Below are 23,390 nucleotides of genomic sequence, written 5' to 3' on the forward strand. Positions count from 1 at the left end.
CGGGAGGCGACGTGGCGTCAGCCGCCGCCTCCCGGGGGCGGCTCGACCTCGAGGTAACGGTGGCGGCGCGGCCCCCGGTACTCCAGCGCGTCCCAGCCCAGCCGCCGCAGTACGTCCGCGCAGTTGCGCAGCGCGTCCTCCGCCGCGTACCCGGCGCCACTTCCCGGCGGCCCCAGCCACTCGACCCGCACCACCCCGGCCCGCTCCGCCGCGCCGAGGCAGTATCCGGTCGCCGTACGGCGGCCCTCCGCGTCGACGGCCGACGGCGGAACGCCGGCCGCCTCCAGCGCCAGGGCCACGGCCCGCACCGGTTGACGCCGCTCCCACTCGGCGGGCACCCCTTCGGGATCGGTGGCGCCGGCGTTCATCAGCCTGCGGATCTGCAGCAGCCCCTCGAACGCGGTCCGCACCGCGGCCTCGCGGCGCCGCTCGTCGCCGCCGGGGAGCTCCGCGGCGCCCGTGGCCACCTCGAACTCCGCCATCCCCTGCCCCCCTTCGGACCTGGCCTTCCGCGGCCTCCTGGGGCACATTGTGGCCGATGCCCTTCAGGGTCCGGTGGGCGTACGGGCCCGAGAACGTGTCCCGGTACGCGGCGCCGCCCCCGGCCGGGGTGAACGGATCGCGCCCGCCGTCCAGCGTGACCGTGGGGACGCCGATGACGGGACCCTTGGCCAGGCGCCGCTCCAGACCGTCCCACGCACGCCGTGCGTCACCTGTCGGAGAGGTGATACGAGGCGGGGTGAACGCATCTCTCCCCGGGCGGATGGGTCTGTATCCGGGTGCGTGGGTCTCCACTCAGGCGGAGGGGCCCCTACTCCAGCTCCTCCTCCTCGGCGAGCTCACGCTCCGCCGTCACCGCCATCCTGCGCTTGATCACCGCGGCCGCCGCCAGCGCGCTCGTGGTGAACGCCGTCGGGATCAGCCACGGCCGGTCCAGCACATGGCAGGTGAGGTGGTCGAGGGAGTAGCGGCCTGGCCCCGAGATCCCGAGCGCCGCCGCCGAACAGCCCAGCAGGGCCGCGAACTCATAGCCCCCGGACTGGGCGAAGAACCCAGCCGGCGCGTTCACCGACACCGCCCCCGCCATCGTCCCCGCGGCCGCCGCCCCGGCCGCGGGAGTGGCGAAGCCGAGCGCGAGCAGCAGCCCGCCGCCCGCCTCGCCCAGCCCGGCCGCCACGGCGCTGGCCCGCCCCGGGCGGAAGCCCATCGCCTCCATGGCCTCGGCGGTACGGTCCAGGCCATCGCCCCCGCACCAGCCGAAGAGCTTCTGCGCGCCGTGCGCGACCAGCACCCCGCCCACGCCGAGGCGCAGGGCGAGCAGTCCGAGGTCCTTGCGGTGGTGCATGGGGTCTCCTCCGCTCCGGGGCATGGTGTCTCCTCCGGTCCCGTACGGGCACACCGCGGGCGGCCGCCCGGCGTCTCACCCAGTCTCGGTACGCCTCCCGGGCCCCGCCGTCGCTGCTACGCCATCGGAGTGCATCAGCTGCGTCGTGGTGACCGCGCGCAGACCGCGCCGGCGCAGACCGTCGAGGACCGCGGGCAGCGCGGTCAGGGTCCCGGGGTGGCCGAAGTGCAGGCTGACCACGGAACCGGCGCGGACCTGGCCGAGGACCGCCTCCCGCACCGCGTCCGGCCCCGGGTCCTGGAAGTCGAGCGAGTCCACGTCGTAGGAGAGGACATGTGGGTATCCGGCGCGGGCCGCGAGGCGGGTCACGAGGTCCGTGGCGGTCCGGGCCCGCGACGGCCGGAACCAGCTGCCGATGGCCCCGGTGAGGCGGCGCAGCCGGTCGGCGCACTCGGCGATCTCCGCGTACGCCTCGGCGGCGGGCAGGGCGCACACGGCGCGGTGCCGCATGGTGTGGTTGCCCAGCTCATGGCCGCCGTCCAGGACCCGCCGGGCCATCTCCGGATGTTCGTCGAGCCAGGTGCCGACGGCGAGGACGGTGACACGTGCCCCCGCCCGTTCGGCCGCGGACAGCAGCGTGCGGGCGAGCTCCGCGTCGCCCTGGCCGTGGAAGGTGAGGGCCACCGCGTCTCCGCCGCGCGGCCCGTGGGCGATGTGCGGTGGCAGCCCGGGGAAGCGCACCGGCCCGCGCGGCGCGTGTCCGGCGGGTGTGGCCCGGTCCGAGGCCGCGTCGGAGGAGGGCGCCTCGGTGGGACCGGCCGGCCGGGACGACGAGGAGTCGGCGTGACGGCCACAGCCGGCGCCGCACGTCGTGGCCGCCACGGCACCGCTCGCGGACCGCAGGACATCACGGCGGGAGGGAGAGGACACCTGAAGCATGAGACCACGCCCCCGCCCGATATGCGCCGATTCCTCTCCGGCGGGGTGTGTTTTTCCGTCGATCGCCCCGCACGGGCCCGCACCGAGGCCCGGGGCGCGTCGACGGAGCCCGTCGGCGCCCATGGCACGCTGGGCCTTTGCATGTTCGTGCACCACCGAGGAGACGAGCCACCGTGTCGCAGAACCACCCACCGGAGTCCATCGCCGCACCGGCGGTGCTCGCCGAGGAGCGACGACTCCACAAGGACCTCGGATTCTGGGCCCTGACCGCGATCGGGTTCTCCAACATCCTGGGGTCCGGGTGGCTGTTCGCGGCCCTGTACGCCGCCCAGACCGCCGGCCCCGCCGCCCTGTTGTCCTGGATGGGGGCGGGTGTGCTGTGCGCCCTGATCGCGCTGGTCATGGTGGAGCTCGGCGCCACCCGCCCGGAGGGCGGCGGCACCGTCCGCTGGCCGCTGTACGCCAGCGGACGGCTGGTCGGCACGATGATCGGCTGGTCGGTGCTGCTCTCGGTGGGCGGCACGGCGGCCGAGATCAGCGCGATCATGCAGTACGCCGCCCACTATCTGCCGGGGCTCTACAACGGTGGCACCCTGAGCGCATCGGGGCTCGCGGTGGCCGTCGCGCTGAGTGTCGTGCTGACGGCCTTCAACTGGTTCGCCGTGCGGATATTCGCCCGGCTGAACAACCTGATCTCGGTGTTCAAGGTCGTCGTCCCCATCCTCACCATCGCCGCGCTGTTCCTGTCCGGCACCCACTCCGGGCGCCTCACCGATCACGGCGGTTTCGCCCCGTACGGCTACGCGGCCTGCCTGACCGCGCTCGCCGGCGGCGGCATCGTGTACTCCGTCAACGGCTTCCAGGCCCCGCTCGACTTCTCCGGGGAGGCCCGCAATCCGCGCCGTACCGTACCCGCCGCGGTGCTCACCGGGATCGGCCTGGCCGTGCTGGTCTACCTCGGGCTCCAGCTGGCGTTCCTGTACACGGTGCCCGAGTCGCTGCTGGGCCACGGCTGGAAGGGAGTCGACTTCGAGTCGCCCTTCGGGCAGCTCGCCCTGGTGCTCAACCTCCACTGGCTGGCCACGCTGCTCTACGCCGACGCGGTGATCTCACCGGGCGGATCGGCCTATGTGGGCGTGGCCATCGACGCTCGCCATACGTACGCCCTGGCCAAGAACGGTCTGCTGCCCCGCTTCTTCATGCGCATCCACCCCTGGTCCGGGGTGGCGCGCCGGGCGCTGCTGCTCAACCTCGCGGTCATCGTCGTCTTCATGCTGCCGTTCGGCGGCTGGCAGGACATCGTGAGCGTGATGGGGGACATGTATCTGCTGATCTACGCGGCCTCGGCGGTGGCCGTCGCGGCGTTCCGGGCACACGACCGCGAGCGGGGAGTGGCGCGGACCGAGGGCCAGGTGCCGGGGGTGCGCTGGATCGCCCCGGTGAGCTTCGTGGTGGCCAGCGAGTTCGTCTACTGGTCCGGCTGGCACGATCTGCGGCTCGCACTGCCCTTCGTCCTGGTCGGCGCCGTGTTGTTCCTGCTGCAGCGCCGCGAGGACGGAGGCGCGCCGCTGGGGGAGGAGCTGCGGCGCGGCGCCTGGCTGGTCTTCCACCTCGCCGCGCTGACCGTACTGTCGGGAATCGGCACCTTCGGTGGTTCCGGCCGCCTCCCGGCGCCGTACGACACGGTGACGGTGGCCGTCCTCGCGCTCGCCGTGTTCCTGTGGGCGGTCCGCTCCGGCGCTCAGCACCTGCGCACCTCGCGGCTCAGCGCAGCGTCGCCGTGAGGCTCCGGCCGTAGGCGTGGCGGGTGGTGACGACGATCCGGGTGCCGCCGGGGACCCGGCCCACCCGGACACCGTCGTCCACTGCCACGGCCCTCATCCTCCCGCCCTGGATGACGACCGAGACCGTGTCGCGCTCGGTGGTCGGATCGGACACCGCGACCGCCACGCCGCCGTCGCGCGTCTCCCGCAGGATCACCGAGCCGGGCCCGCGCACCGACAGCCGCCCGGCGTGGTGGCTGCCGGGGGAGAAGGCGTTGAGCGCGGTGATCCGCAGACCCCGGTGGGCCACGGCCTGGAGCCGGGTGGTGTTGGCCAGGACGGTCAGCGGGCGACGGGCGTAGCCGCCCAGTTGGCGCTCGGTGGCATTCGGGACGAGGGCGTACGCCATCGAGGTGTGCGGCGCGCCCGCCGCCCGCTCCACGGTGACGGCGAAGAGCTGTTTGGTCACCGGGGTGTCGGGGTTGGCCAGGCGGACCGCGCGGCGGCTGCGGGTGACGGTGTCCAGCGTGACGGTGGGCGGTGGCCCGTCGAGGAAGACATACCCGACCGAGGCGGCCAGGGTGGCATTGGCGTAGCGCAGCCAGGCGAGTGGGGCCGTGCCGGTGCCGGACCAGGGCGCCCCGCCGCGGAGCCGCCCGGTGAGGGTGAGGGTGTCCGAGGGCGCGGCGATCCGGGTGTCGAGAGTCGTGGCCACCGCGCGACCGGCGGCGTCGCCGACCCCCGCGGCCAGCACCACGATCTCGTCGTCGAACAGGAACCACGACTTGGTGGCGTCGGCGGCGCGGTACACCACGAAGTCCTCGGGGAGGTCGCCCGCCTGCTTCGCGGCATACGCCACGTCGTCGGACTGGACCAGCCCCGCCACCCCGTACGGGCCCAGGGCGGCGCCACCGGAGAACGGATGGGTGGAGCGGGGGAAGTAGACATAGGTGTTCTGCGCCTCCGAGGAGGAGGTGAAGCCACGCTCGGGGTTGTCGTACCAGAGCGTGCCGTACAGCTCGGGGATCGTGCGGCGGGTCTCCACGGGGGCGGTGACACCGGCCAGGCGGTACGGCGGGACGGTGGTGAGGTAGTCGATGCCGAACGCCTGGGTCTGGTCCTGGCCGGACAGATACAGATGGTGGGCGCCGTCCCCCTGGAACCAGGGCATCAGGTTCTCCCCGCTCATGTACTCGTACCGGCTGATCCTGGACGAGCTCCGGGCCAGGGCGAAGGCGTAGCCGGGGCGCCGGTGGACGGTTCTGTCCATCGCGTTGAACGCCACATGGCGCTCGGCGGGCCCGAGGTCGCTCGCCTGGACCGAGGAGTCGGCGAGGATGTCGGCGTAGGCCGCGATGCTCACCGGGGACACGAATACCGAGGGGTCGAGCGTGGCCTTCGAGGTCTGCCGCAGATACGCCACATAGCCCTTGAGCGCCGTGGCGTCGGCGCCGGTGGCATGGGCGGAGAGGCCCACCACGGCCTCCACCACCTCGGCCGCGTCGGCGTACCCCGTGGCCGGCCGGGACACCCCGCGCCCCTTGACGATCTCCATCAGCCAGCCCTCGAAGATCAGCGGGGCGAAGCCGTTCACCACCCACCCCTGGACGACGCGGACCAGCCGGTCGCCGGTCGTGTAGCCGGTGCCGTCGAGCATCTTGACGGTCTGCACGACGCGGGTGAGCAGGCCCTTGCCGTAGGAGCCCGTGTAGGCCACGGACGCGTGCTGGATGAAGGAGCCATCGGCGTAGAAGCCGTCGGTGACCCCGTGCCGGAGCTCGTACGGGTCGATGGTCGCCAGGATGGTCAGCTGGTCGGCGAGGGCCTTGGCGATCCGGGCGTCGTCGCCGAGGACGGCGCCCTGGAGGACGCGGTTGGTGGTGATGTCGGCGAGGTTGGCGCCGGTGTGGAAGCGTGAGTCGAGGTCGACGTCGCCGTCCTTGCCGTTGCGCAGATACGCGTCCATCGAGGCGACGTAGGTGGCGGTCAGATCGGGCCGGTAGGCGGCGAGTTCGTCCACGAGCAGCGCCAGGATCTTGCTGACGTGGGTGGAGATGCTGATCTCCCAGGAGAACCAGTTGCCGTAGTAGCCCTTGGACTGGTCGCCGTAATAGCGCTCGTGGAGCCATATCAGGCCGTCGATGACGCGCCGCTGGACACCGGTGTCGCCGTGGAGTCCGGACGGTGTGCCGCCGTCCGGTGTGCGGGTGGCGAGGGCGATCTCGTAGAGGTACTGGAACGAGGTGACCAGGTTGGGGTCGCTGGTGCCCAGGGCGAGGCCCTGGAAGAGCTCGCCCTGACCGGCGCGGTCCATCGCGGTGAGCCGGGAGCGGGCGGTCGCGGCGATGGAGGCGAGTTTGGCGCGCACCTCGGGGCGGGCGTTGGTCTCCCGCGTCCCGGCGAAGACGGCCACGGTGTTGTCGATCAGCCGGGTGTGAGCGGCCCCGGCCGTCGCATCACCGGCCGCGGGGCCCGCGGCCCGTGCGCGCAGTGGCAGGGCCATGGCCGCCAGCGCGGCCGCCGGGAGCGTGGAGACGAGAGCACGACGCGAGAGGGGCACGGGCACGCTCCAACGGTCGACGGGGTCCGATGGGGGAACCGCCGGACCATTGAAGCAATCCCGACTTCCCCTGTCACGGTATTTCGCGCGGGGAGATGGCACCGGCCCAGCGGCTGGTGGAGAACGAACTCGCCGAGCGTGTGGTCGGCCGCCGTGTGCGCGCAGGGCACCGTCGAGGCCACGGCCGGATCCGTCAATGTGCCCGGCCGCTGACCACCTGGACCCAGGCGGAGCGCGCCAAGGGCCAGGCGTGGGGTCTGCAGACCATCGAGTCCTTCCACACCCACGGCACCCCCGCCGGTCGACTGACCGGTCGCGGCAGAGCCGCCCCCAAGGACGGGCGCCGCGCTGCCCGCATGCTCGTTCGTCCCCGACCCCGGCCCCGTCCCCGTCCCCGACCCCGACCCCGACCCCCGGGCTGAGCCCCGGCCACGCCGCACAGCGGGGTCACAGGAACGCCTCATGTCCGTCAAAGGTGCGCCGTCTAGCCTCCGGGCATGCCGATGACGCGCTCCACGGATGAGGCACTGGCACGGGCCGCCGTGCTCGCCCTGATCGCCCAGGCGGAGCTGACGCCCAAACCGGGCCTCGCCGACACCCGGGATCTCCAGGCCCGCGCCACCGGCGCGGACCTGCTCGCGCTGCGCTGGTCGGCCAAGGCGCTGACGCCCGGGTTCGCGGCCATGGCCGCCGCCGCCCGCCGGCCCGGGGTGCCGACCCGGGCGCTGCGCGAGGAGCTGGGGGCCATCGGCCGCTGCGCCGAGTGGACGATGGCACGGGCCGGTGGCGGCGCGGCCACCGGCCCCCTCCACCACGGCGCGCTGTGGGTGATGGGCCTGCTGGTGGCGGCCGCCGCGCTGCGACCCGGTGCCGGGCCCGAGGAGGTGACCGCCACCGCCAAACGGATCGCGGACCACCCCGACCGTGGCGCACCGCGCCGCCCCTCGCCGGGCTCGCACGTCTCCGCCACCTATGGGGCGCCGGGCGCGCGTGGCGAGGCACGGGCCGCGTTCCCCCATGTGCGGCGCGCCCTGGACGCCCTGTCCCGGGCGCGTACGGCGGGGGCCACCGAGACCCAGGCGCGGCTGGACGCGCTGCTCACCGTGATGAGCACCCTCCAGGACACCGGCCCGCTGTACCGGGCGGGCCCGCCCGGCCTCCGACGGGTCAAGGAGGGGGCGTACGCCGTGCTCGAGGCGGGCGGCACCGCCACGGCCGAGGGCGCCGCCGCCCTGGCCGCGCTGGACGCGGAGCTGCGGGAGCGGGGCATCGCGCCGCGCGGAAGCGCCGCGCTGCTCGCGGGCGCCCTGTTCCTGGACGGCCTCCCGGCACCGGCCGTCATGGCACCGGCGGTCACGGCATCGGCGGTCACGGCACCCGCGTTCACGGCACCGTCCGGGCGGTGACTCCGCTCGGACGTCCGGGTGGTCAGTCCTTCGCCGGTGCCGTCACCCCGTGGCGGTGGAGGAAGGCGTCGACGAGCCGGTCGGTGAACTCCTGGCCGACGGGCTCGCCGGTCACCAGCACCCGGTAGTAGACCGGGCCCATGAGCTGGTCGGTCTCGGCCGCCAGATCCAGACCGGGCGGCAACTCCCCGCGCTCCAGGGCCCGTTCCAGCGGAAGGCGGTCGCGGCCGCGCTGGTCGTCGAGGTACCGGGACCGGAAGTCCTCGGCGAACGCCGGATCGTGCTGCGCCTGGGCGATCAGGGCCCTGAAGACGGCACCGGAGTCGGACGCGCTGAGGAACCAGGCCAGCTCGCGCAGATAGGTGCGCAGGTCCCGGGCGAGGTCACCGCAGTCGCGCACGGTCAGGTCCTCGGCCACGTCCTGGAGGAAGGCGTCCATGAGGACGTCGGTCTTGGTGCTCCACCAGCGGTAGATGGTCTGCTTGGCGACACCGGCCCGGGTGGCGATGCCCTCCATGGTGACGCCCGCGAAGCCCTTCTCGACCAGCAGGTCGTCGGCCGCGTTCAGCACCGCCAGCCGGGCCTGCTCGCTGCGTCCGTGCCGGTTGCCGTGGTGGCGTGCCCCCGTTCGGCCGGTGCCGGGCGTCCCCGTGGTCTGTGTCGCGCGTGCCATCTCGCCTCCCCGGTCAGGATAGCGACCCGCCGGGGCCGCTCCGCCCGGGCGACCCTTCCCGCCATGGAGGGCGGCAGGAGGACCGGCCGCCGCGTCCGAGCCACATGGCTGGGCCCGCCCGCCGGTGCGAGATCACCGGCCCGCGGGCCCGGGCGCCGAGAGGGGTGGCTAGTCCCGTTCCCCCTCGGCCTGTGAGGGAGTCGTCCTCTGTACGTCGGGGTGGCCGGTGTCCATCTCGTCGTCGCGCTCGCCCTCGGCCTGCGAGGGGGTCGTCCACGGCACGTCGGGGTGGTCGGTTTCCCGTTCGCGTTCGGTGCGGGAGGGGGCTGCCTCGGTCATGTGATGCCTCCGCTCCTCGTGCCCTCCTGGTGCGGACGCTGCCGATTTTACGCCCGAATGTCCATCTCGGCGTGGTGCGGCCGGGTCGGGGAGCCCCCTCACCACCGTGTGCCACCACCTCTCACGGGCTGTTCCCGCCCGCCCGTGCGCTGATGTCGGCGCGTGAGTATGTCTAGTCCAATGACATGTTCACTGCAATGATTGGCTGTGCACTTACGGCACCCCCGCACCCCCCGCTTCATGTGCACTCCTCATTTCCCCCACTGACGCGGCCGTGCGGCCGCGCGAGAGGTGGCGTATGTCCAGACGTGTCTCCACCCGATTCCGGACCCTGCCCTGCTGGGCGTCGGCCCTGCTCCTGGCCCTGGGCATGACCGCACTGGCCCCCGAGGCGTCCGCCCGGCCGGCCGTGCCGAACACGATCCCGCTGAAGATCACCAACAACTCCGGGCGCGGCGACCAGATCTACGTCTATACGCTCGGCACCCTGCTCTCGACCGGGCAGCAGGGCTGGGCCGACGCCTCCGGGACCTTCCACCCCTGGCCCGCCGGTGGCAACCCGCCCACCCCCGCTCCCGACGCGTCGATCGCCGGACCGGCGGGCGGCCAGTCCCTGACGATCCGCATCCCCAAGCTCTCCGGCCGGGTCTACTTCTCCTACGGCCAGAAGATCGACTTCAGGCTCACCACCGGTGGTCTGGTGCAGCCCGCCGTGCAGAACCCCTCGGACCCCAACCGGAACATCCTGTTCAACTGGAGCGAGTTCACCCTCGACGACTCCGGGCTGTACATCAACAGCACCCAGGTCGACATGTTCTCCGCGCCGTACGCGGTGGGCGTGCAGGGCGCCGACGGCAGTACGAAGACCACCGGCCACCTCAAGCCCGGCGGCTACAACGGCGTCCTCAACGCACTGCGGGCACAGTCGGGCGGCTGGAGCAAACTCATCCAGACCCGCCCGGACGGCACCGTCGTGCGGGCCCTGTCACCCGGGCACGGCATCGAGGCGGGCGCCCTGCCCGCGAACGCGATGGACGACTACATCAACCGGGTGTGGCAGAAGTACACCGGCACCACCCTCACCGTCACGCCCTTCGCCGACCGGCCGAACACCAAGTACTTCGGGCGGGTCTCCGGCGACGTCATGAACTTCACCAATGGTTCGGGAGCCGTGGTCACCAGCTTCCAGAAGCCGGACTCCGACTCCGTCTTCGGCTGCTACAAGCGCCTCGACGCACCCAACGACCAGGTGCGCGGCCCCATTTCGCGGACCCTGTGCGCGGGCTACAACCGCTCGACCCTGCTGACCAACCCCAACCAGCCGGACACCAGCGACGCCGGGTTCTACAAGGACGGCGTGACCAACCACTACGCCCGCGTCATCCACGGCCAGATGGCCGACGGCAAGGCGTACGCCTTCGCCTTCGACGACGTCGGCCAGCACGAGTCGCTCGTCCACGACGGCAATCCGCAGCAGGCGTCCATCACCCTGGACCCCTTCAACTAGGCCGGGAGGAGGCACGGCATGAGACGCAAGAGACCGCTGGGCACCCGCCTGGCCGCGCTCGCCACCGGAGCGCTCGCCCTGCTGGCTCCCCAGCTCCTCCCGGCCACGGCCGAAGCGGCGCCGTCCGCCACCGTGTGCAACACGTACTGCGACGCCCGCGACCCGGCGCTCGCCCCGCAGAGCCGCACCCCCGTCACGGCCACCGTCTTCTCCCGCTCCATCGCCCTGCACTTCGACGACACCGACGCGATGGGCTGGGCCTCCATCGACAACGGCAGCCCCGGTGACGAGGTGTGGCTGGACCGCTCGTTCGACGGCGGCCGGACCTGGTCCTCGGGCAGCCGCCTCGGCAACACCGCCATCCCCGCCGGGCAGCGCGGCTGGCGCACCCTGATGTACAACGTGGACGACTGGGGCGCCCATGGCATCGGTGCGCTGCGGGCCTGCGGCAAGGCCGGTGACCGCGCCGACATCGCGTGTACGCCCTGGGCCCGTACGACCTGGAACGCATGGGACCGCCGTACGGCCGCCGCCACCGCCCAGATGGCGTTCTACTCCTACAACACCGGGCTGTTCTCCACCACCGGCTGGTGGAACTCGGCCAACGCCCTCACGGCCGTCATCGACAACATCCGCGTCACGGGCATGCGGAGCTACGAGTACGCGATCGCCCGCACCTACGACCTCAACCTCGGTGCGCAGGGCGGGCAGTTCCGCAACGACTACATCGACGACACCGGCTGGTGGGGTCTGGCCTGGGTGGCCGCCTACGACCTCACCGGGGACTCCCGCTATCTCGCCACCGCCCGCGCCGACGCGGACTACATGGCCTCCTACTGGGACTCCACCTGTGGCGGCGGGGTGTGGTGGAGCACGGCGAAGACGTACAAGAACGCCATCGCCAACTCCCTCTACCTCCAGCTCAACGCCGCCCTGCACAACCGGATCCCCGGCGACACCGCCTATCTCCAGCGGGCGAGGGCGGAGTGGACCTGGTTCCAGGGCACCGGCATGGTGAACTCCTCGAACCTGGTCAACGACGGCATCGACCTGGGCACCTGCAAGAACAACGGCAGCGCGGTCTGGTCCTACAACCAGGGTGTGCTGCTCGGCGGCCTCACCGAGCTGCACAAGGCGACCGGTGAACGTTCGGTGCTCGACACGGCCCGTCGCATCGGCACGGCCGCCACCACGTCGTCCCAGCTCAACACGGCCGACGGCATCCTCAGGGACCCCTGCGAGACCGGCGACTGCGGTGGCGACGGCCCGTCGTTCAAGGGTGCCCATGTGCGGGGGCTGGCCAAGCTGAACGCGGCCTTGCCCGACCACCCCTACACGGCCTACCTCAAACGGCAGGCGGACCGCGCCCACGCCTCCGACCGCAACGCCCTGGACCAGTACGGACTGCGCTGGTCAGGACCGCTGGACAAGACCGACGGGGCACGACAGCACAGCGCGTTGGACCTGATGAACGCGGCCTCCTAGGCCACGGCAGCGGCCACGGCAGCGGCCGCGGCAGTGCTCATCAGGGCCGCAGGATGAGCTTGCCGCGGCTGTGACCGGTCTCGCTCTCCTCATGGGCCGCGGCGGCGTCGGCGAGCGGGAAGCTCCGCACCACGGGCACCCGCAGCCGGCCCTCCGCGGCGAGCCGGGCGTAGTCGGCGATGGCCTCGATGGGGCGGCCGCCGCCACCCGCGGAGAAGGTGACACCGAGATCGGCGGCCGCGGGGTCGGCGATGGTGACGATGCGGTCGGTCGTGCCGCCCCGCAGCTCGATGGAGACGGGCAGGGCGCCCTGGCCGGCCGCGTCGTAGACGGCGTCGACGCCCTTCGGCGCCACGGCGCGTACCCGGTCGGCCAGGCCCTCGCCATAGGCCACCGGGATCGCGCCGAGCGAGCGCAGATAGTCGTGGTTGGCGGGCGAGGCGGTGCCGATGACGGTGGCGCCCCGGGCCACCGCGAGCTGGACGCCGACTCCGCCGACCGCACCGGCGGCCCCGTGCAGCAGCAGCGTCTCGCCCTCCTTCAGCCCCAGCAGGTCCAGGACCCGTGCCGAGGTCTCGGTGGCCACGGGCAGCGCCGCGGCCGTCTCCCAGTCGAGTCCGGCCGGCTTGGGGGCGACATCCGTGGCCAGCGCGTACGGGGCGTAGGCCCCGGTGTCCGTCCAGCCCAGCACCTCATCGCCCACCGACACACCGGTGACCCCGTCACCGACCTCGTCGACGACCCCGGCCGCCTCCACACCCGGGATCGCGGGGAACGCGGCGGGGCCCATCTGCGGCATCCAGCCACGGCGGATCTTGTAGTCGAGGGGGTTCACGGCGGCGGCCATGACCTTCAGCCGCACCTGCCCGGGACCCGCGTGGGGCTCCTCCGTCTCCTTCAGCCGCAGCACCTCGGGGCCGCCGTACTCCTCGTAGACGATCGCCTTCATCCCACTCACTCCCGTCAGCCCTGTCGAAACGTTTGTAGCGACAACGCCATCCTCGGCCGGGACATGCCCCGGCCCGGCCGTTCCTTCGGCCAGTTCCACCTGGCCGGAGGAACAGCCGGGGCCGCGGGACGGGCCCATTACGCTGACGGACATGGACCTCACGGCCGCAGTCGATGTGATCCGGGCGCCCCTGGGCGAGATCCTGCCGCGCCTGTCCGCCGCGCTCTCCGAGACGATTGCGCACCGGGCGGTGGCCGAGCTCTCGGGCAACTGCCCGCACTCACCGTTCAAGACTCACGGCGACCCGCCCGGCGACCCCGGAACCGCCATCACCACCGCCGAGATGGCCGCCATCGCCCCGGTGGCGCGCGCCGAGGGAACCTGGCAGGGCCGGGCGTGGATGGCCGGGGCCGAGGTGCCCGTGCTGGCCGTGCACAGCGACGCCACCGCGCGGGGCGCGCTGCTCGTCCTCGTGACGACCGAGGAGACCCCCGTCCCGGCCGGGGCCCTGACGGCCGCCCGCACCCTGTGGGACCTGGTGACCGCGCACCGCGACCGGATGGCGGCCGAGGCGGTGCCCGGGACGCTGGCCCAGTCGCGGGCCGCGGCCGCGGCGCGGGCCACGGCCATCGCCGAACTCGTCGACGCCCACGGCGCCGCCCTGTCCGCCCTGCTCGGCGTGTTGCGCGGCCGCGATCTGGACGACCGGACCGCCCGGGCCCGCGCGGTGGACCTCGCCGTCAGCGCCCTGGCCGAACTGCGCGCCCGGACCGACCGCGATCAGGCGCTGGTGGAGGAACCGGCCGGGGCCGCCTTCGCCCGGCTCGCCGCATCGCTCCGCCCGGAGCTGCGCGGCCTGTCCGTACGGCTGGACCTCGGCCCGCCCGGCACCGAGGAGGGCGCGGACCGGCTGCTCGCCGCCGACGTGGCCAATACGGCCCGCGCGGTGGTGCGGGCCGTGGTGCACGCCATGCTGGACGAGCAGGGGCCGGGCCGGGACGGCGCGCCGCTCCCGGTGCGCCGCGTGCACATCGGCTGGAAGGTCGGCGAGGGCGAGCTGCGCGCCACCGTACGGGACGACGGCCCCGGCGTCCTGAGGCGGACCGCCCTGGACGCCCGCCGGGTCGGGGAGCGGGTGGCCGCGCTGGGCGGACGGCTGGACGTGGACGCGGTCCCGGAGTGGGGCACCACGGTGACGGCCACCGTGCCGCTCGGCCCGCCGCAGCCGGCCCGCGAGGATCCGCTGGACGTCCTGGGGGCCCGCGAGCTGGAGGTTCTGGAACAACTGGCCCGCGGACGGCGCAACCGGCAGATCGCCCAGGAGCTCCACATCAGCGAGTCGACGGTGAAGTTCCACGTGGCGAACATCCTGGAGAAGCTGGGCGTCACCTCGCGTGGCGAGGCGGCCGCGCTGGCCCACACCTGGGGAGCTGGCGGCTCCTGAGCGGCCGCTGACATGGCGTACCCGGCAGCCACGTCGGCGCACAGCCTGACGCTTCGGAACGTATCGTTGGCGGGGAACGGCGAGCGGAGCGTTTGATGACCACACCGCGGGACCTGCTGATCGTCACCCTGGACGTGGCGCCCATCCGACCCCTGGAGCGGGGCGACCTGTCGCTCGCGCTCGCGGGAGCCGAGCTGATCGACCTCCTCGGCGCCGAGGCGCTCACGATCGAGGACGAGCGGATCGTGCCGGGACTCTGCCCACCGACCGGGGATCGCCTGCTGGACGAGGCCGCGGCGTCGCTCGTTCGCCGGCCGCCCCACGAGCCGGTCGGCGAGTGGCTGTGGCGCAGGGGCCGCGGTCTGTCCTCCGCCTATCTGGACGCCCTGGAGGAGGCGGGACAGATCACCCGGCGGCGCCACGGCTGGCTGCCGCTCCGCGCCGGTCAGGCGGTGCCGGTCGACTCGCCCGCCCGCCGCCACGCGACCGACCGCTGGGCCTCCGACGAGCCCGTCCTCGCGACCCTCGCGGCGGCCATCGGCATCCGTGAGGAGCCCGCGGAAGACGCCGCGGGCACGGCCGGCGACGCGACCGTGACCGTGCTCGCCGCCGTCAACGACGCCGTGATGGAGCTGGAGGCGGAGCGGCAGCGGCGGGCCATCGAGGAAGCGGCCTTCGACAACGTCTGGCGTGGTGAATGACCGCGTGACGGTCAGTGGGGGGAGTGGCGGACGCCGCCGGGGGTGGCGCGGTGCCGTCGTGGACAGCGCGGCCCCGCCGATGATCCCGAACCGTGGCCGCGGACGGGCCGTGCCGCCGTATCGTGTCGGGTGATCCACCACGTCCCATTGGGCACCACCCCCGAACGGAGACGCACATGGACACGTCAGCCGGAGCGTCCGGTCACAGATCCCCCCACCACGACGCCGAGCCCATCACGGCACCCTTCCCCCAGGCCCTCCTTGACGCCTTCCGCGCGCGGCCGGAGCTGCCCGCCTTCGAACACCGCTCGCGCGTCCTCTCGCGCGGCGAGGTGCTGGAGCTGATCGGCCGGTGCGCCGACGGGCTGCGGGCGGCCGGACTCGGCCCGGGCCGTTCGGTGGCGGTGGCCACCGATGTGACGCCCGAGGGTTTCGCGCTGCTGGCGGCGGCCTACGCGCTGGGCTGCCGGGTGACGGGGCTGCGGCCCGGCATGACCCCGGCCCATCTGGGATACGTCCTCTCCGACGGAATCGACGTCCTGGTGACCGACGAGACCGGTGCCACCCCCGAACTGCTCGACGCGGCGGGCGGGGTGACCGTGTCGCGGCTGGGCCCGGACCTCCTGGACGCCCACCCGAAGGCCACGGGGGAGCTGACCGCCCAGGGCCGCCCCGACGACATCGCCCTGGTGACGCTGACCAGTGGCAGCACCGGACGCCCCAAGGGCTGTGCGCACAGCTACCGTTCGCTCGCCCTCAACTGGGCCTGGCAGCCCGCGCGTTGGACCGAGCGGACCACACGACTCGCGGCGGGCTACGAGCGGTATCTGCTCTTCGGCACCCTGAGCAGCGCGGTGATCTTCGAGCATCTCGGGGTCTGCCTGATGGGCGGCGGCACCGCCGTCATCCCCGAACCGCCGTTCGCCTTCCCCCAGGTCTTCGAGCGCCACCGGATCACCGCGTGTCTGATGACCGTGCCCCGGCTGCACCAGGTGCTGGACGTCCTGCGCACCGACCGTGTGGACACCTCCAGTCTCCGGGTGCTGCTGGTGGCCGGGTCCCCGCTCGCCCCGCACCGGCTCGCGGAGGCGGCCCGGCTGCTCGGCCCGGCGGTCCACCAGGGGTACGGGCAGACCGAGACCGGCATGCTCACCCTGCTCACCCCGGACGAGATGGCCGAGTTCCCGGACCAGCTGTACGACTCGGTGGGCCGGGCGTGGTCCGGGGTGGAGATGGACGTCCGCGACCCGGAGGGACGGCCGGTGCCCGCCGGGACCACCGGCGAGATATGGGTGCGCACCGACTCGGCGATGGCGGGCTACTGGGGGGACGAGGAGCGGACCCGGGAGGTCCTGCGGGCGGGGTGGGTGCGCACCCGCGATGTCGGCCACCTGGACGAGCGGGGCTTTCTGCGGCTCACCGGGCGCGCCCGGGACGTGGTCATCATCAACGCGATCGTGCACTACGCCGGGGCGATCGAACGCGCGCTGGCGGCCCACCCCGATGTCGACCAGGCGTATGTGGTGGGCGCGCCCGACGAGCGCACCGGCGAGGCCGCGCACGCCTTCGTCGTCCCGGCCGAGGGCCGTGAACCGGACCTGGACGCCGTGCGCGCGCTCGTCGCCGCGGAGTTGGGGGAGGCGAGTGTCCCCGCCACCGTCACCGTCGTGACCGAGGTGCCGGTGGCGCCGAGTGGTAAGCCGGACAAGCGGGCGCTGCTGTCGCGGGTCACCGGGCCGCTGGAGACGGCGTGACGGTGTGAGGCCGCCGGGGCCGAGAGGTCCCGGTGTGCCCGCGGGCACACCGGGACCTCTCCGGTGCGGAGGGCGGCGCTCAGCTCCCGGCCGGCACCGCGGCCGCGGTGCCGGCCGGCTCCCCGGCCGCCCCGGACCCGGCGTCGCGGCGGTCCAGCCAGTTGAGCACCGGAACCGTCATCACCGTGGTCACCAGGGCCACCAGGACCAGCGCCGCGAACAGCTCATCACCGACGATCCCGGCCGACAGCCCGATGTTGAGCGCGATGAGCTGCATCAGCCCGCGCGCGTTCATCAGGGCGCCGATCCGGACCGCCACCGCACTCGGCTCCCCGCACAGCTTGGCGGCCGCCCAGCAGCCGCCGAACTTGCCCACCGACGCGACCACGACACAGCCCGCGCCGAACGCCATCACGGCCGGGTTCGTGAACACGTCGAAGCGCGTGTTGAGACCGGAGTAGGTGAAGAACATCGGCACGAAGACCACCTGGGTCACCCCCTGGATGGTCGTCACCACCCGCTCGGACGCCTCGTGACGGGGCATCGCCAGCCCGGTGCAGAACGCCCCGAAGACCGCGTACAGCTGGATGGTGTCGGTGAACCAGGCGCCGCAGAACAGCACCGCCACCGTGAGCAGCAGCCGGGACTCGTCGCTCAGCCCCGGCCTGGTCACGATCCAGTCCAGCAGCCGCCGCCCCACCAGGAACAGGACGGCCACGAAGACCAGCGAACCGCCCAGAGCCTTGACGATCGGTCCCGTCTTCTCCGAGGCCACGCTCAGCACCCCGGCGAGCATGAGCCAGGCGGCCGCGTCATCGGTGGCCCCCGAGGCGAGGGACAGTGAGCCGTGCCGGGTGCCGGACAGCCCCTGCTCGGTGATGATGCGCGCCAGCATCGGGAAGGCGGTGATGGCGAGCGCGACCCCGACGAACGCCGCGGTCACCCAGACCGACACCCCGTCGACGAAGATGGGGACGTGGCCATGGGACGCGAAGGTCAGCCCCACGCCCAGCAGCAGCGGGACCAGCACCCCGGCCGAGGAGATCGCCACCGCGGGCCCGGCCAGCCCGCGCCCGGCGTGGGCCCGGAATGCGTACCCCGCGTGGAACATCAGGGCCACCAGGCCGATCTGCCCGGCCACGTACAGCACCGGTTTGAGCTCCGGCGGGAAGACCGCGTCCGACGCGTCCGGCGCCACGAGGCCGAAGAGCGACGGGCCGAGCACCACACCGGCGATCATCTCCCCGACCACCGGCGGCTGGCCGAACCGGCCGGTCAACCAGACCACCAGACGGCAGGTCAGCAGGATCACCACGGCGGCGATGAAGAAGGCGGGGGCGAGCTCTGTGGGAGTCATCGTCTCACCCTCCTCATCGACTGCCGGCGACGGCGGGTCTGGCGGTGTCCTCGGACACCGTGGCGAAGTAGTTCCGGCACAGCCCCTGGCGCCGGGCGTCCCACACCATGTAGCCGCCGAGCACCAGCTGGGTGAGGCTGCGCGGGATCGCCCCCCACCGGTCGCCCAGCCGCATCCCCGCGAGCCTCGCCGCCCGCACGGCCGGTCGCCAGGCCACCGGGGTCCGCCGGGGGGTGTGCGGGATCAGCAGACAGGGGCCGCGGCTGGGCAGCGACCGGGTGTGCTCGGCCGTGGACGCCAGCCGGAAGCGCCGCAGGACCTCCTCGGCCGCCACCCGCATGGTCAGCACGGCGAAACCACGGGCCGGGCAGGGCCGGTTGGCGGTCACGCCGAACGGGATGAAGGTGGAGGGCCGGGTGTCCGCGGACAGCCAGCGGCCGGGGTCGAACCGCTCGGGCCCGGTGGCTCCCGACCGCTGATACTCGGGGTAGTTGAACAGCAGGACCGAGCCCGCAGGTATCGGAGGTCTTCCGGCCCGGGGGATCTCGTCCGTGGTGATGCGGTGGGCCACGCCGAACAGCGGGAAGTGCTGGAGCGTCTCGTTGATGACATGGTCCAGGTAGTCGTCCTCCTCCTCGCCGGAGAGCAGACGCTCCTGGACGCCCTGGTGTGTGGCGAGGGCCAGCAGCAGATGGGCCATCGCCTCCGACGTCTGCACCACGGCGGTGTTGAAGAACGTGCCCTGGAGGTAGTACGCCCGCTCCCGCTCGGTGAGCTGCGACGGCAGCGGAACCGGCGGGGGAGCGCTGGCCAGCCGTTCGCGCAGATACGAGGTGAGCCGGTGCCGCCGGTCCATATGGCGCAGGCTGGTGCACTTCAGGGCGCTGACCACGTCGTCGGCGTTGCCGACGATGAGGTCCCGGACGTGGCGCGGGCACGGTTCGCGGAAGACCACCTCGTAGTAGACCTCGGCCCACACCGGCATCATCAGATCGCGCAGGCGCACCCGGTGCTCCCGGGCGCCGTATCCACCGGTCCGCGTCTCGAGTTCATCGAGCACCCGCCGGGTGCAGCGGCCGACCAGTTCCCTCCACCGCTCCCGGGAGAGCCCGGCGAGGATCTGCCGGGTGGTCCTGGCCACGTCGTCGTACCGGGGCCCGGGTTCCAGATGCTCCTGGTGGACCTCGGGGCCGGGGGAGAGCCAGTACCAGAAGAGGTCGGACAGGGCGGCGCCGCGGCTGCGGCCGTTCGCGGCGGGATGCCCGTAGACCCGCTTGAACTCCTCGACCGGCACCTCACGGCCGGGCGCCGGGATGCCCTCCTCGCCGTTGACCCGGGCGAAGAGGCGCACCCGCAGGGCGATCACCAGCCGGGGCAGCCAGTACGGCAGGCCGGCCGTCAGCGCCACGGCCGCCGCACCGGCGGCCGGGCGTGCGACGCGGCTCATGAGACCGCTCCACCGGGCCGGGTGGCATACGCGGCGGTGTCCGGCCAGGCCGGGGCGCGCACCAGATCCGGGGTGAGGTCCCGGACACCGGAGGCGCCGCACAGCGCCAGCGCGTGGTCGACCTCCTCGCGCAGCAGCTCCAGCAGCCGCCGCACGCCCTTCTCCCCGCCCTCGGCCAGGGCCCACATCACCGGGCGGCCGATGCCCACGGCGGACGCGCCGAGCGCCAGCGCCTTGACCACATCGGTGCCCCGCCGCACACCGCCGTCCAGCACGATCGGGATCCGGCCGGCGACCGCCGCGTGGATCTCGGGCAGCAGCTCGATCGTGGCGGGCACGGTGTCCAGCTGACGGCCCCCGTGGTTGGACAGCAGCAGCCCGTCCACACCGTGGCGCACCGCCAGCCGGGCGTCCTCCGGGTGCAGGGCGCCCTTGAGTAGAATGGGCAGCGAGGTGGTTCCGCGCAGCCAGTCGATGTGCTGCCAGGAGATCTCCGGCGACATGGCGATCGGCCGCACCCGGCCGCCCTCCCCGGGCTCGGCCATGTGCTCGCAGCGCAGTCCGTCCGGCAGATCCAGGAAGCCGTTGCGCAGGTCCCGCTCGTGCGCGCCGCGCACCGGGGAGTCCACGGTGACCACGAGCGCTGCGCACCCGGCGTCGGTGGCCCGCCGCACCAGAGTCCGGGTGAAGTCCAGGTCGGGCTGGAGGTAGAGCTGGAACCACAGGGGCGCCGGGTCGCGGTTCTCACCGGCGCCCCGGGTGGCCTCCGCGATGTCCTCCACCGCCACCGTGGACGCCATGCTCACGATCATGATCGCGCCGACGGCCGCGGCGGCGCGTGCGGTGGCCAACTCGCCCTCCTCGTCGAGGAGTTTGTGGAAGGCGGTCGGCGAGAGCAGGATCGGTGTCCGCGCCCGGCTGCCGAGCACGGTGATGTCCAGCGACCGCTCGGCGCTGCCGCGCAGCACCCTGGGCAGCAGCCGCAGCCGCCGGAACGCCTCTTCATTGGCCCGTACGGTGATCTCGTCCCCCGCCCCGCCGGCGATGAAGTCGGCGTGGACGGGATCGAGTCTGGTCCGGGCGGCGGTTTCGAAGTCCTGGACGGTCAGCAGCATGGGGCGGTGTCACCGCCCCGCGCCGGTGGGCCGTGCGTCCAGCTCACCCGCGAAGAACTCGACCAGTGGGGCGTGGTGGACCTTCGGGTGGTTCCACTCGTTCTCCAGGTTCTCGGCCATGTGGTGGGTGCCGAGGAGCTCACCGCCCCGGAAGTGGCGGATCACCGGATGCAGATAGGAGGCGTCGAAGGCTTCCCCGACCGAGTTCTGCGCCGCGCGGCGCACCGTGATGTCGAAGGGGTCGACCTTGTCGTGGTCGGGGCCGTACTCCAGCGTGACGAGGAAGTAGTCGGCGCCCGCCGTCAGGGGGGATTCATGGGCGTAGGCGACCGGCACCTCCTCGTGATAGCGGCTCTGACCGCCGTCCACCGCGACCAGCAGGTCGCCGATCACACCGAACTGCTGCCACAGCGCGGAACTGCGGTTGACCCGCGCCACCACGGCGTCCGCCAGCGCGGACGGCTCGGTGGCCAGCGGCTGGTGCGGCCAGGGCCGGTCGTGGTGGCGTTCGTCGAGGATGCGGCTCAACGCCCGTACGCCGTAGCGGAATCCATGGATGAAGCCATTGGTGGAGTGCTTGAAGTCGCGCTGCTGGGTGAGGGTGCCGGCGAAGTACAGCCCGGGCACGTTGACCGATTCGTAGGCCGCGGTGAGGGCGGCGAAGCGGTCGTTGATGACGAGGTCGGGGCGGCACTCGGGGTCGAACGGCGAGGCGTCGAAGCGGAAGCCGGTGCACACGATGATCCGGTCGTAGAGCAGTTCCTTCACGACCTCGTCCGCCCGGGAGAAGCTGAACCGCACCCGGTACCGGCCGCCGTCGCCCGGCTCCTTCTCGATCGAGAGCACATGGCCGTCGAGCACGGCGTTCTGCGACTTGAGCTGGTAGGTGTCGAGGAAGTTGTTGTTGACGGCGCGCAGATGGCCCACATAGTGGGTCTTCCACGCCAGCCGCAGGGTGTGCGGTCCGGCCACATGGATGACGGCGGCCGTCTCGATGAGGTTGTCGGCCGTCTCCAGCGCGGAGTTGCCCTTGCCGAGGATCAGCACGCGCTGGTCGGTGAAGTCGTCGGGGTCCACCGAGACGACGGTGTAGTTCTCGGCGGTCTCGATGCCCGGCACATCGGGGACATAGGGGCGGCTCACTCCGGTGGCCATCACCAGCCGGTGGGCTCGGTGGTCGGTGCCGTGCTGATCGGTGACGATGAAGCCGTCGTCGTCACGGCGGATCCGTACCGCCCGGGTGTCATAGGCGATGTCGAGGTCGAACGCCTCGGCGAAGTCGGCCAGATAGCGCACGAAGTCGTCGGCGGCCGGGAAATAGCGCTTGCTGTAACGGGTGAAGAGCAGCTCGGGATCCGGGGACAGCAGGGAGTTCCAGTCCATCCGGAGGTTGAACTCGGGGTCGTCGACGCCGGTGTGCACCTTGTTGCTGGAGATCAGCTGGCGGTGGCGGGGGAACGTGCGGAAGAAGGTGCCCGGTCTGTTTCCGGCTTCCAGAATGCGGTAGTGGTGCCCCGCCGTCGCCAACTGGTAGCCGAGCTGGAGGCCGGCGGGGCCGGCGCCGATCACGAGGTAGTCGAGGGACTCGGAAGAGTGGAGAGGTTCGTTGTGCACAGTGCCTTCCTTCCAGGAGCGCGATGCCATGGGAAAGCGGTGCAAATATCCTTTAAATCTCAACAACCACTCTATTGAGCCCCGCTCAACTTCTGCAACATCGAAAACAGGCCAGTGTGATCGATTCGCCACCGCGTCAGACGGCGGACCAGCCGTTGTCGACGGGCAGGATGACGCCGTTGACGTTGCTGGCGGCGTCGGAGGCGAGGAAGACGATGGCGGCGGCCTGCTCCTCGGCCGTGGCGATCCTGCCCATGCTCGCGACATGGGCTCCTATGACGGCCGGGCCGTGGGTCCCGGGCCGGGCGTCGACCCGGATGCCGGTCGCGGTGCCGCCAGGGGCGATGGCGTTGGCACGGATTCCCTGGTCCCGGTACATCACGGCGAGGGACTTCACCAGGCCCACGACACCGTGTTTGGAGGCGGTGTAGGCGGTACCGGCCGCACTGCCGCGCAGCGCGGCCTCGGACGCGGTGAACACGATCGCACCGCGGCCCGCGGCCAGCATGTGCGGCAGCGCGGCCCTCGTGAGCATGAAGGGAGCCGTCAGATTGACCCGCAGGACCCGGTCCCATTCGGCGTCGTCGGTGTCCGCGGCCGCCGAGAAGCGGTCCATGACGCCGGCGTTGTTGACCAGGACGTCCAGGCCGCCGAACTCCTCCATGGCCGTGGCCACGACCTGGTCCACCACCCGCTGGTCGCCGAGGTCGCCGACGACGGCCCGGGCCGTGCCGCCTTGTGCCCCTATGGCCGCGACGACCTGCTCGGCGCCGTCCCGGTTGAGATCCGCGACCAGTACCCGCGCCCCCTCCCGGGCGAGCGCCAGGGCGGTGGCCCGGCCGATTCCCGATCCCGCTCCGGTGACGATGACGCCACGACCCTCGAGTCCGGTGCTGCTCACGTGTTCCTTTCCTCGCGGCGATCCGTGCCGCGCTCACCGTAGGTTTCTTCCCGATGGGTCGGCGGAGGCGGACGAGGCCGCCTCCGCCGAC

At 72.7% G+C, this 23,390-nt stretch carries 19 protein-coding genes and 1 pseudogene; 7 read left to right on the forward strand and 13 right to left on the reverse strand.

Annotated features, from left to right (window positions below; genetic code table 11):
* Positions 1-17: 17 nt before the first annotated feature.
* The 4 genes and pseudogenes from IEJ02_RS08770 to IEJ02_RS08780 form a co-directional block, all read right to left on the reverse strand.
* A complete protein-coding gene (locus tag IEJ02_RS08770) occupies positions 18-482 on the reverse strand; it encodes a hypothetical protein (RefSeq protein ID WP_137976448.1) in 465 nt (154 codons plus the stop codon).
* 31 nt (positions 483-513) lie between these two features.
* Positions 514-711: pseudogene (locus IEJ02_RS48385) on the reverse strand (alpha/beta hydrolase); the annotation flags it as partial.
* Between the two features lie 100 nt (positions 712-811).
* On the reverse strand, positions 812-1,345 hold the full coding sequence (locus IEJ02_RS08775) for a DoxX family protein (RefSeq protein ID WP_191064222.1): 534 nt from the start codon (positions 1,343-1,345) through the stop codon (positions 812-814).
* A 75-nt stretch (positions 1,346-1,420) separates the two neighbouring features.
* Entirely contained in the window at positions 1,421-2,284 is an 864-nt protein-coding gene (locus IEJ02_RS08780; RefSeq protein ID WP_191064223.1) for a polysaccharide deacetylase family protein, read from the reverse strand.
* A 173-nt stretch (positions 2,285-2,457) separates the two neighbouring features.
* Here IEJ02_RS08780 and IEJ02_RS08785 point away from each other — a divergent pair, with 173 nt between their 5' ends.
* Positions 2,458-4,068, forward strand: coding sequence for an APC family permease (locus IEJ02_RS08785; protein ID WP_317985759.1), 1,611 nt, complete (start codon positions 2,458-2,460; stop codon positions 4,066-4,068).
* Here the strand turns inward: IEJ02_RS08785 and IEJ02_RS08790 are convergent.
* Positions 4,049-6,607 carry a polysaccharide lyase family 8 super-sandwich domain-containing protein gene (locus tag IEJ02_RS08790; RefSeq protein WP_191064290.1) on the reverse strand — a complete coding sequence of 853 codons (2,559 nt, stop codon included), beginning with the start codon at positions 6,605-6,607 and terminating at the stop codon, positions 4,049-4,051. The genes IEJ02_RS08785 and IEJ02_RS08790 overlap by 20 nt on opposite strands.
* A 503-nt stretch (positions 6,608-7,110) precedes the next feature.
* Here IEJ02_RS08790 and IEJ02_RS08795 point away from each other — a divergent pair.
* Complete coding sequence (locus tag IEJ02_RS08795; protein WP_191064291.1) at positions 7,111-8,013, forward strand: triphosphoribosyl-dephospho-CoA synthase; 903 nt, start codon at positions 7,111-7,113, stop codon at positions 8,011-8,013.
* A 22-nt stretch (positions 8,014-8,035) separates the two neighbouring features.
* Here the strand turns inward: IEJ02_RS08795 and IEJ02_RS08800 are convergent, their stop codons facing one another.
* On the reverse strand, positions 8,036-8,686 hold the full coding sequence (locus tag IEJ02_RS08800; RefSeq protein ID WP_191064224.1) for a TetR/AcrR family transcriptional regulator: 651 nt from the start codon (positions 8,684-8,686) through the stop codon (positions 8,036-8,038).
* Positions 8,687-8,854: 168 nt separating this feature from the next.
* Entirely contained in the window at positions 8,855-9,025 is a 171-nt protein-coding gene (locus tag IEJ02_RS08805) for a hypothetical protein (RefSeq protein ID WP_165556195.1), read from the reverse strand.
* A 298-nt stretch (positions 9,026-9,323) separates the two neighbouring features.
* On the opposite strand from IEJ02_RS08805, the gene IEJ02_RS08810 reads away from it, so the two are divergent.
* A complete protein-coding gene (locus IEJ02_RS08810; RefSeq protein ID WP_191064225.1) occupies positions 9,324-10,532 on the forward strand; it encodes a glycoside hydrolase family 64 protein in 1,209 nt (402 codons plus the stop codon).
* An 18-nt stretch (positions 10,533-10,550) separates the two neighbouring features.
* Entirely contained in the window at positions 10,551-12,017 is a 1,467-nt protein-coding gene (locus IEJ02_RS08815) for a glycoside hydrolase family 76 protein (protein WP_191064226.1), read from the forward strand.
* 40 nt (positions 12,018-12,057) lie between these two features.
* On the opposite strand, the gene IEJ02_RS08820 is transcribed toward IEJ02_RS08815, so the two are convergent.
* Complete coding sequence (locus IEJ02_RS08820) at positions 12,058-12,966, reverse strand: NADP-dependent oxidoreductase (RefSeq protein WP_191064227.1); 909 nt, start codon at positions 12,964-12,966, stop codon at positions 12,058-12,060.
* Positions 12,967-13,117: 151 nt separating this feature from the next.
* Between IEJ02_RS08820 and IEJ02_RS50350 the strand changes: the two genes are divergently transcribed.
* The 3 genes from IEJ02_RS50350 (at position 13,118) to IEJ02_RS08835 (ending at position 16,865) form a co-directional block, all read left to right on the forward strand.
* Positions 13,118-14,410, forward strand: coding sequence for a helix-turn-helix transcriptional regulator (locus IEJ02_RS50350; RefSeq protein WP_191064228.1), 1,293 nt, complete (start codon positions 13,118-13,120; stop codon positions 14,408-14,410).
* A gap of 95 nt (positions 14,411-14,505) precedes the next feature.
* Positions 14,506-15,111 (forward strand): GOLPH3/VPS74 family protein, encoded by a 606-nt coding sequence (locus tag IEJ02_RS08830; protein ID WP_191064229.1) that lies wholly within the window; start codon positions 14,506-14,508, stop codon positions 15,109-15,111.
* Between the two features lie 176 nt (positions 15,112-15,287).
* On the forward strand, positions 15,288-16,865 hold the full coding sequence (locus IEJ02_RS08835; RefSeq protein WP_223863583.1) for a class I adenylate-forming enzyme family protein: 1,578 nt from the start codon (positions 15,288-15,290) through the stop codon (positions 16,863-16,865).
* Between the two features lie 79 nt (positions 16,866-16,944).
* Here the strand turns inward: IEJ02_RS08835 and IEJ02_RS08840 are convergent, their stop codons facing one another.
* From IEJ02_RS08840 to IEJ02_RS08860, 5 genes are all read right to left on the reverse strand, one after another.
* Positions 16,945-18,222: a cation:proton antiporter gene (locus IEJ02_RS08840; RefSeq protein ID WP_191064230.1), complete on the reverse strand. Its 1,278-nt coding sequence runs from the start codon at positions 18,220-18,222 to the stop codon at positions 16,945-16,947.
* A 13-nt stretch (positions 18,223-18,235) separates the two neighbouring features.
* Complete coding sequence (locus tag IEJ02_RS08845; RefSeq protein ID WP_191064231.1) at positions 18,236-19,669, reverse strand: cytochrome P450; 1,434 nt, start codon at positions 19,667-19,669, stop codon at positions 18,236-18,238.
* The gene (locus IEJ02_RS08850; protein ID WP_191064232.1) at positions 19,666-20,784 is read right to left on the reverse strand and encodes an alpha-hydroxy acid oxidase; all 1,119 of its coding nucleotides are present in this window, start codon (positions 20,782-20,784) and stop codon (positions 19,666-19,668) included. The genes IEJ02_RS08845 and IEJ02_RS08850 overlap by 4 nt, the downstream gene beginning before the upstream one ends.
* A 9-nt stretch (positions 20,785-20,793) precedes the next feature.
* The gene (locus IEJ02_RS08855; protein WP_317985760.1) at positions 20,794-22,398 is read right to left on the reverse strand and encodes an NAD(P)-binding domain-containing protein; all 1,605 of its coding nucleotides are present in this window, start codon (positions 22,396-22,398) and stop codon (positions 20,794-20,796) included.
* A gap of 136 nt (positions 22,399-22,534) precedes the next feature.
* Positions 22,535-23,299 (reverse strand): SDR family NAD(P)-dependent oxidoreductase, encoded by a 765-nt coding sequence (locus IEJ02_RS08860; protein WP_191064234.1) that lies wholly within the window; start codon positions 23,297-23,299, stop codon positions 22,535-22,537.
* Positions 23,300-23,390 lie beyond the last annotated feature (91 nt).

The sequence above is a fragment of the Streptomyces sp. 5-10 genome (assembly GCF_014712245.1).
Lineage (GTDB): Bacteria > Actinomycetota > Actinomycetes > Streptomycetales > Streptomycetaceae > Streptomyces > Streptomyces violaceusniger.

Bases quoted from the DNA above. Each gene is read 5' to 3' on its own strand.
- IEJ02_RS08770 (WP_137976448.1), bottom strand. From the start codon at position 482: ATGGCGGAGTTCGAGGTGGCCACGGGCGCCGCGGAGCTCCCCGGCGGC.
- IEJ02_RS08775 (WP_191064222.1), bottom strand. From the start codon at position 1,345: ATGCACCACCGCAAGGACCTCGGACTGCTCGCCCTGCGCCTCGGCGTG.
- IEJ02_RS08780 (WP_191064223.1), bottom strand. From the start codon at position 2,284: ATGCTTCAGGTGTCCTCTCCCTCCCGCCGTGATGTCCTGCGGTCCGCG.
- IEJ02_RS08795 (WP_191064291.1), top strand. From the start codon at position 7,111: ATGACGCGCTCCACGGATGAGGCACTGGCACGGGCCGCCGTGCTCGCC.
- IEJ02_RS08800 (WP_191064224.1), bottom strand. From the start codon at position 8,686: ATGGCACGCGCGACACAGACCACGGGGACGCCCGGCACCGGCCGAACG.
- IEJ02_RS08805 (WP_165556195.1), bottom strand. From the start codon at position 9,025: ATGACCGAGGCAGCCCCCTCCCGCACCGAACGCGAACGGGAAACCGAC.
- IEJ02_RS08810 (WP_191064225.1), top strand. From the start codon at position 9,324: ATGTCCAGACGTGTCTCCACCCGATTCCGGACCCTGCCCTGCTGGGCG.
- IEJ02_RS08815 (WP_191064226.1), top strand. From the start codon at position 10,551: ATGAGACGCAAGAGACCGCTGGGCACCCGCCTGGCCGCGCTCGCCACC.
- IEJ02_RS08820 (WP_191064227.1), bottom strand. From the start codon at position 12,966: ATGAAGGCGATCGTCTACGAGGAGTACGGCGGCCCCGAGGTGCTGCGG.
- IEJ02_RS50350 (WP_191064228.1), top strand. From the start codon at position 13,118: ATGGACCTCACGGCCGCAGTCGATGTGATCCGGGCGCCCCTGGGCGAG.
- IEJ02_RS08830 (WP_191064229.1), top strand. From the start codon at position 14,506: ATGACCACACCGCGGGACCTGCTGATCGTCACCCTGGACGTGGCGCCC.
- IEJ02_RS08835 (WP_223863583.1), top strand. From the start codon at position 15,288: ATGGACACGTCAGCCGGAGCGTCCGGTCACAGATCCCCCCACCACGAC.
- IEJ02_RS08840 (WP_191064230.1), bottom strand. From the start codon at position 18,222: ATGACTCCCACAGAGCTCGCCCCCGCCTTCTTCATCGCCGCCGTGGTG.
- IEJ02_RS08845 (WP_191064231.1), bottom strand. From the start codon at position 19,669: ATGAGCCGCGTCGCACGCCCGGCCGCCGGTGCGGCGGCCGTGGCGCTG.
- IEJ02_RS08850 (WP_191064232.1), bottom strand. From the start codon at position 20,784: ATGCTGCTGACCGTCCAGGACTTCGAAACCGCCGCCCGGACCAGACTC.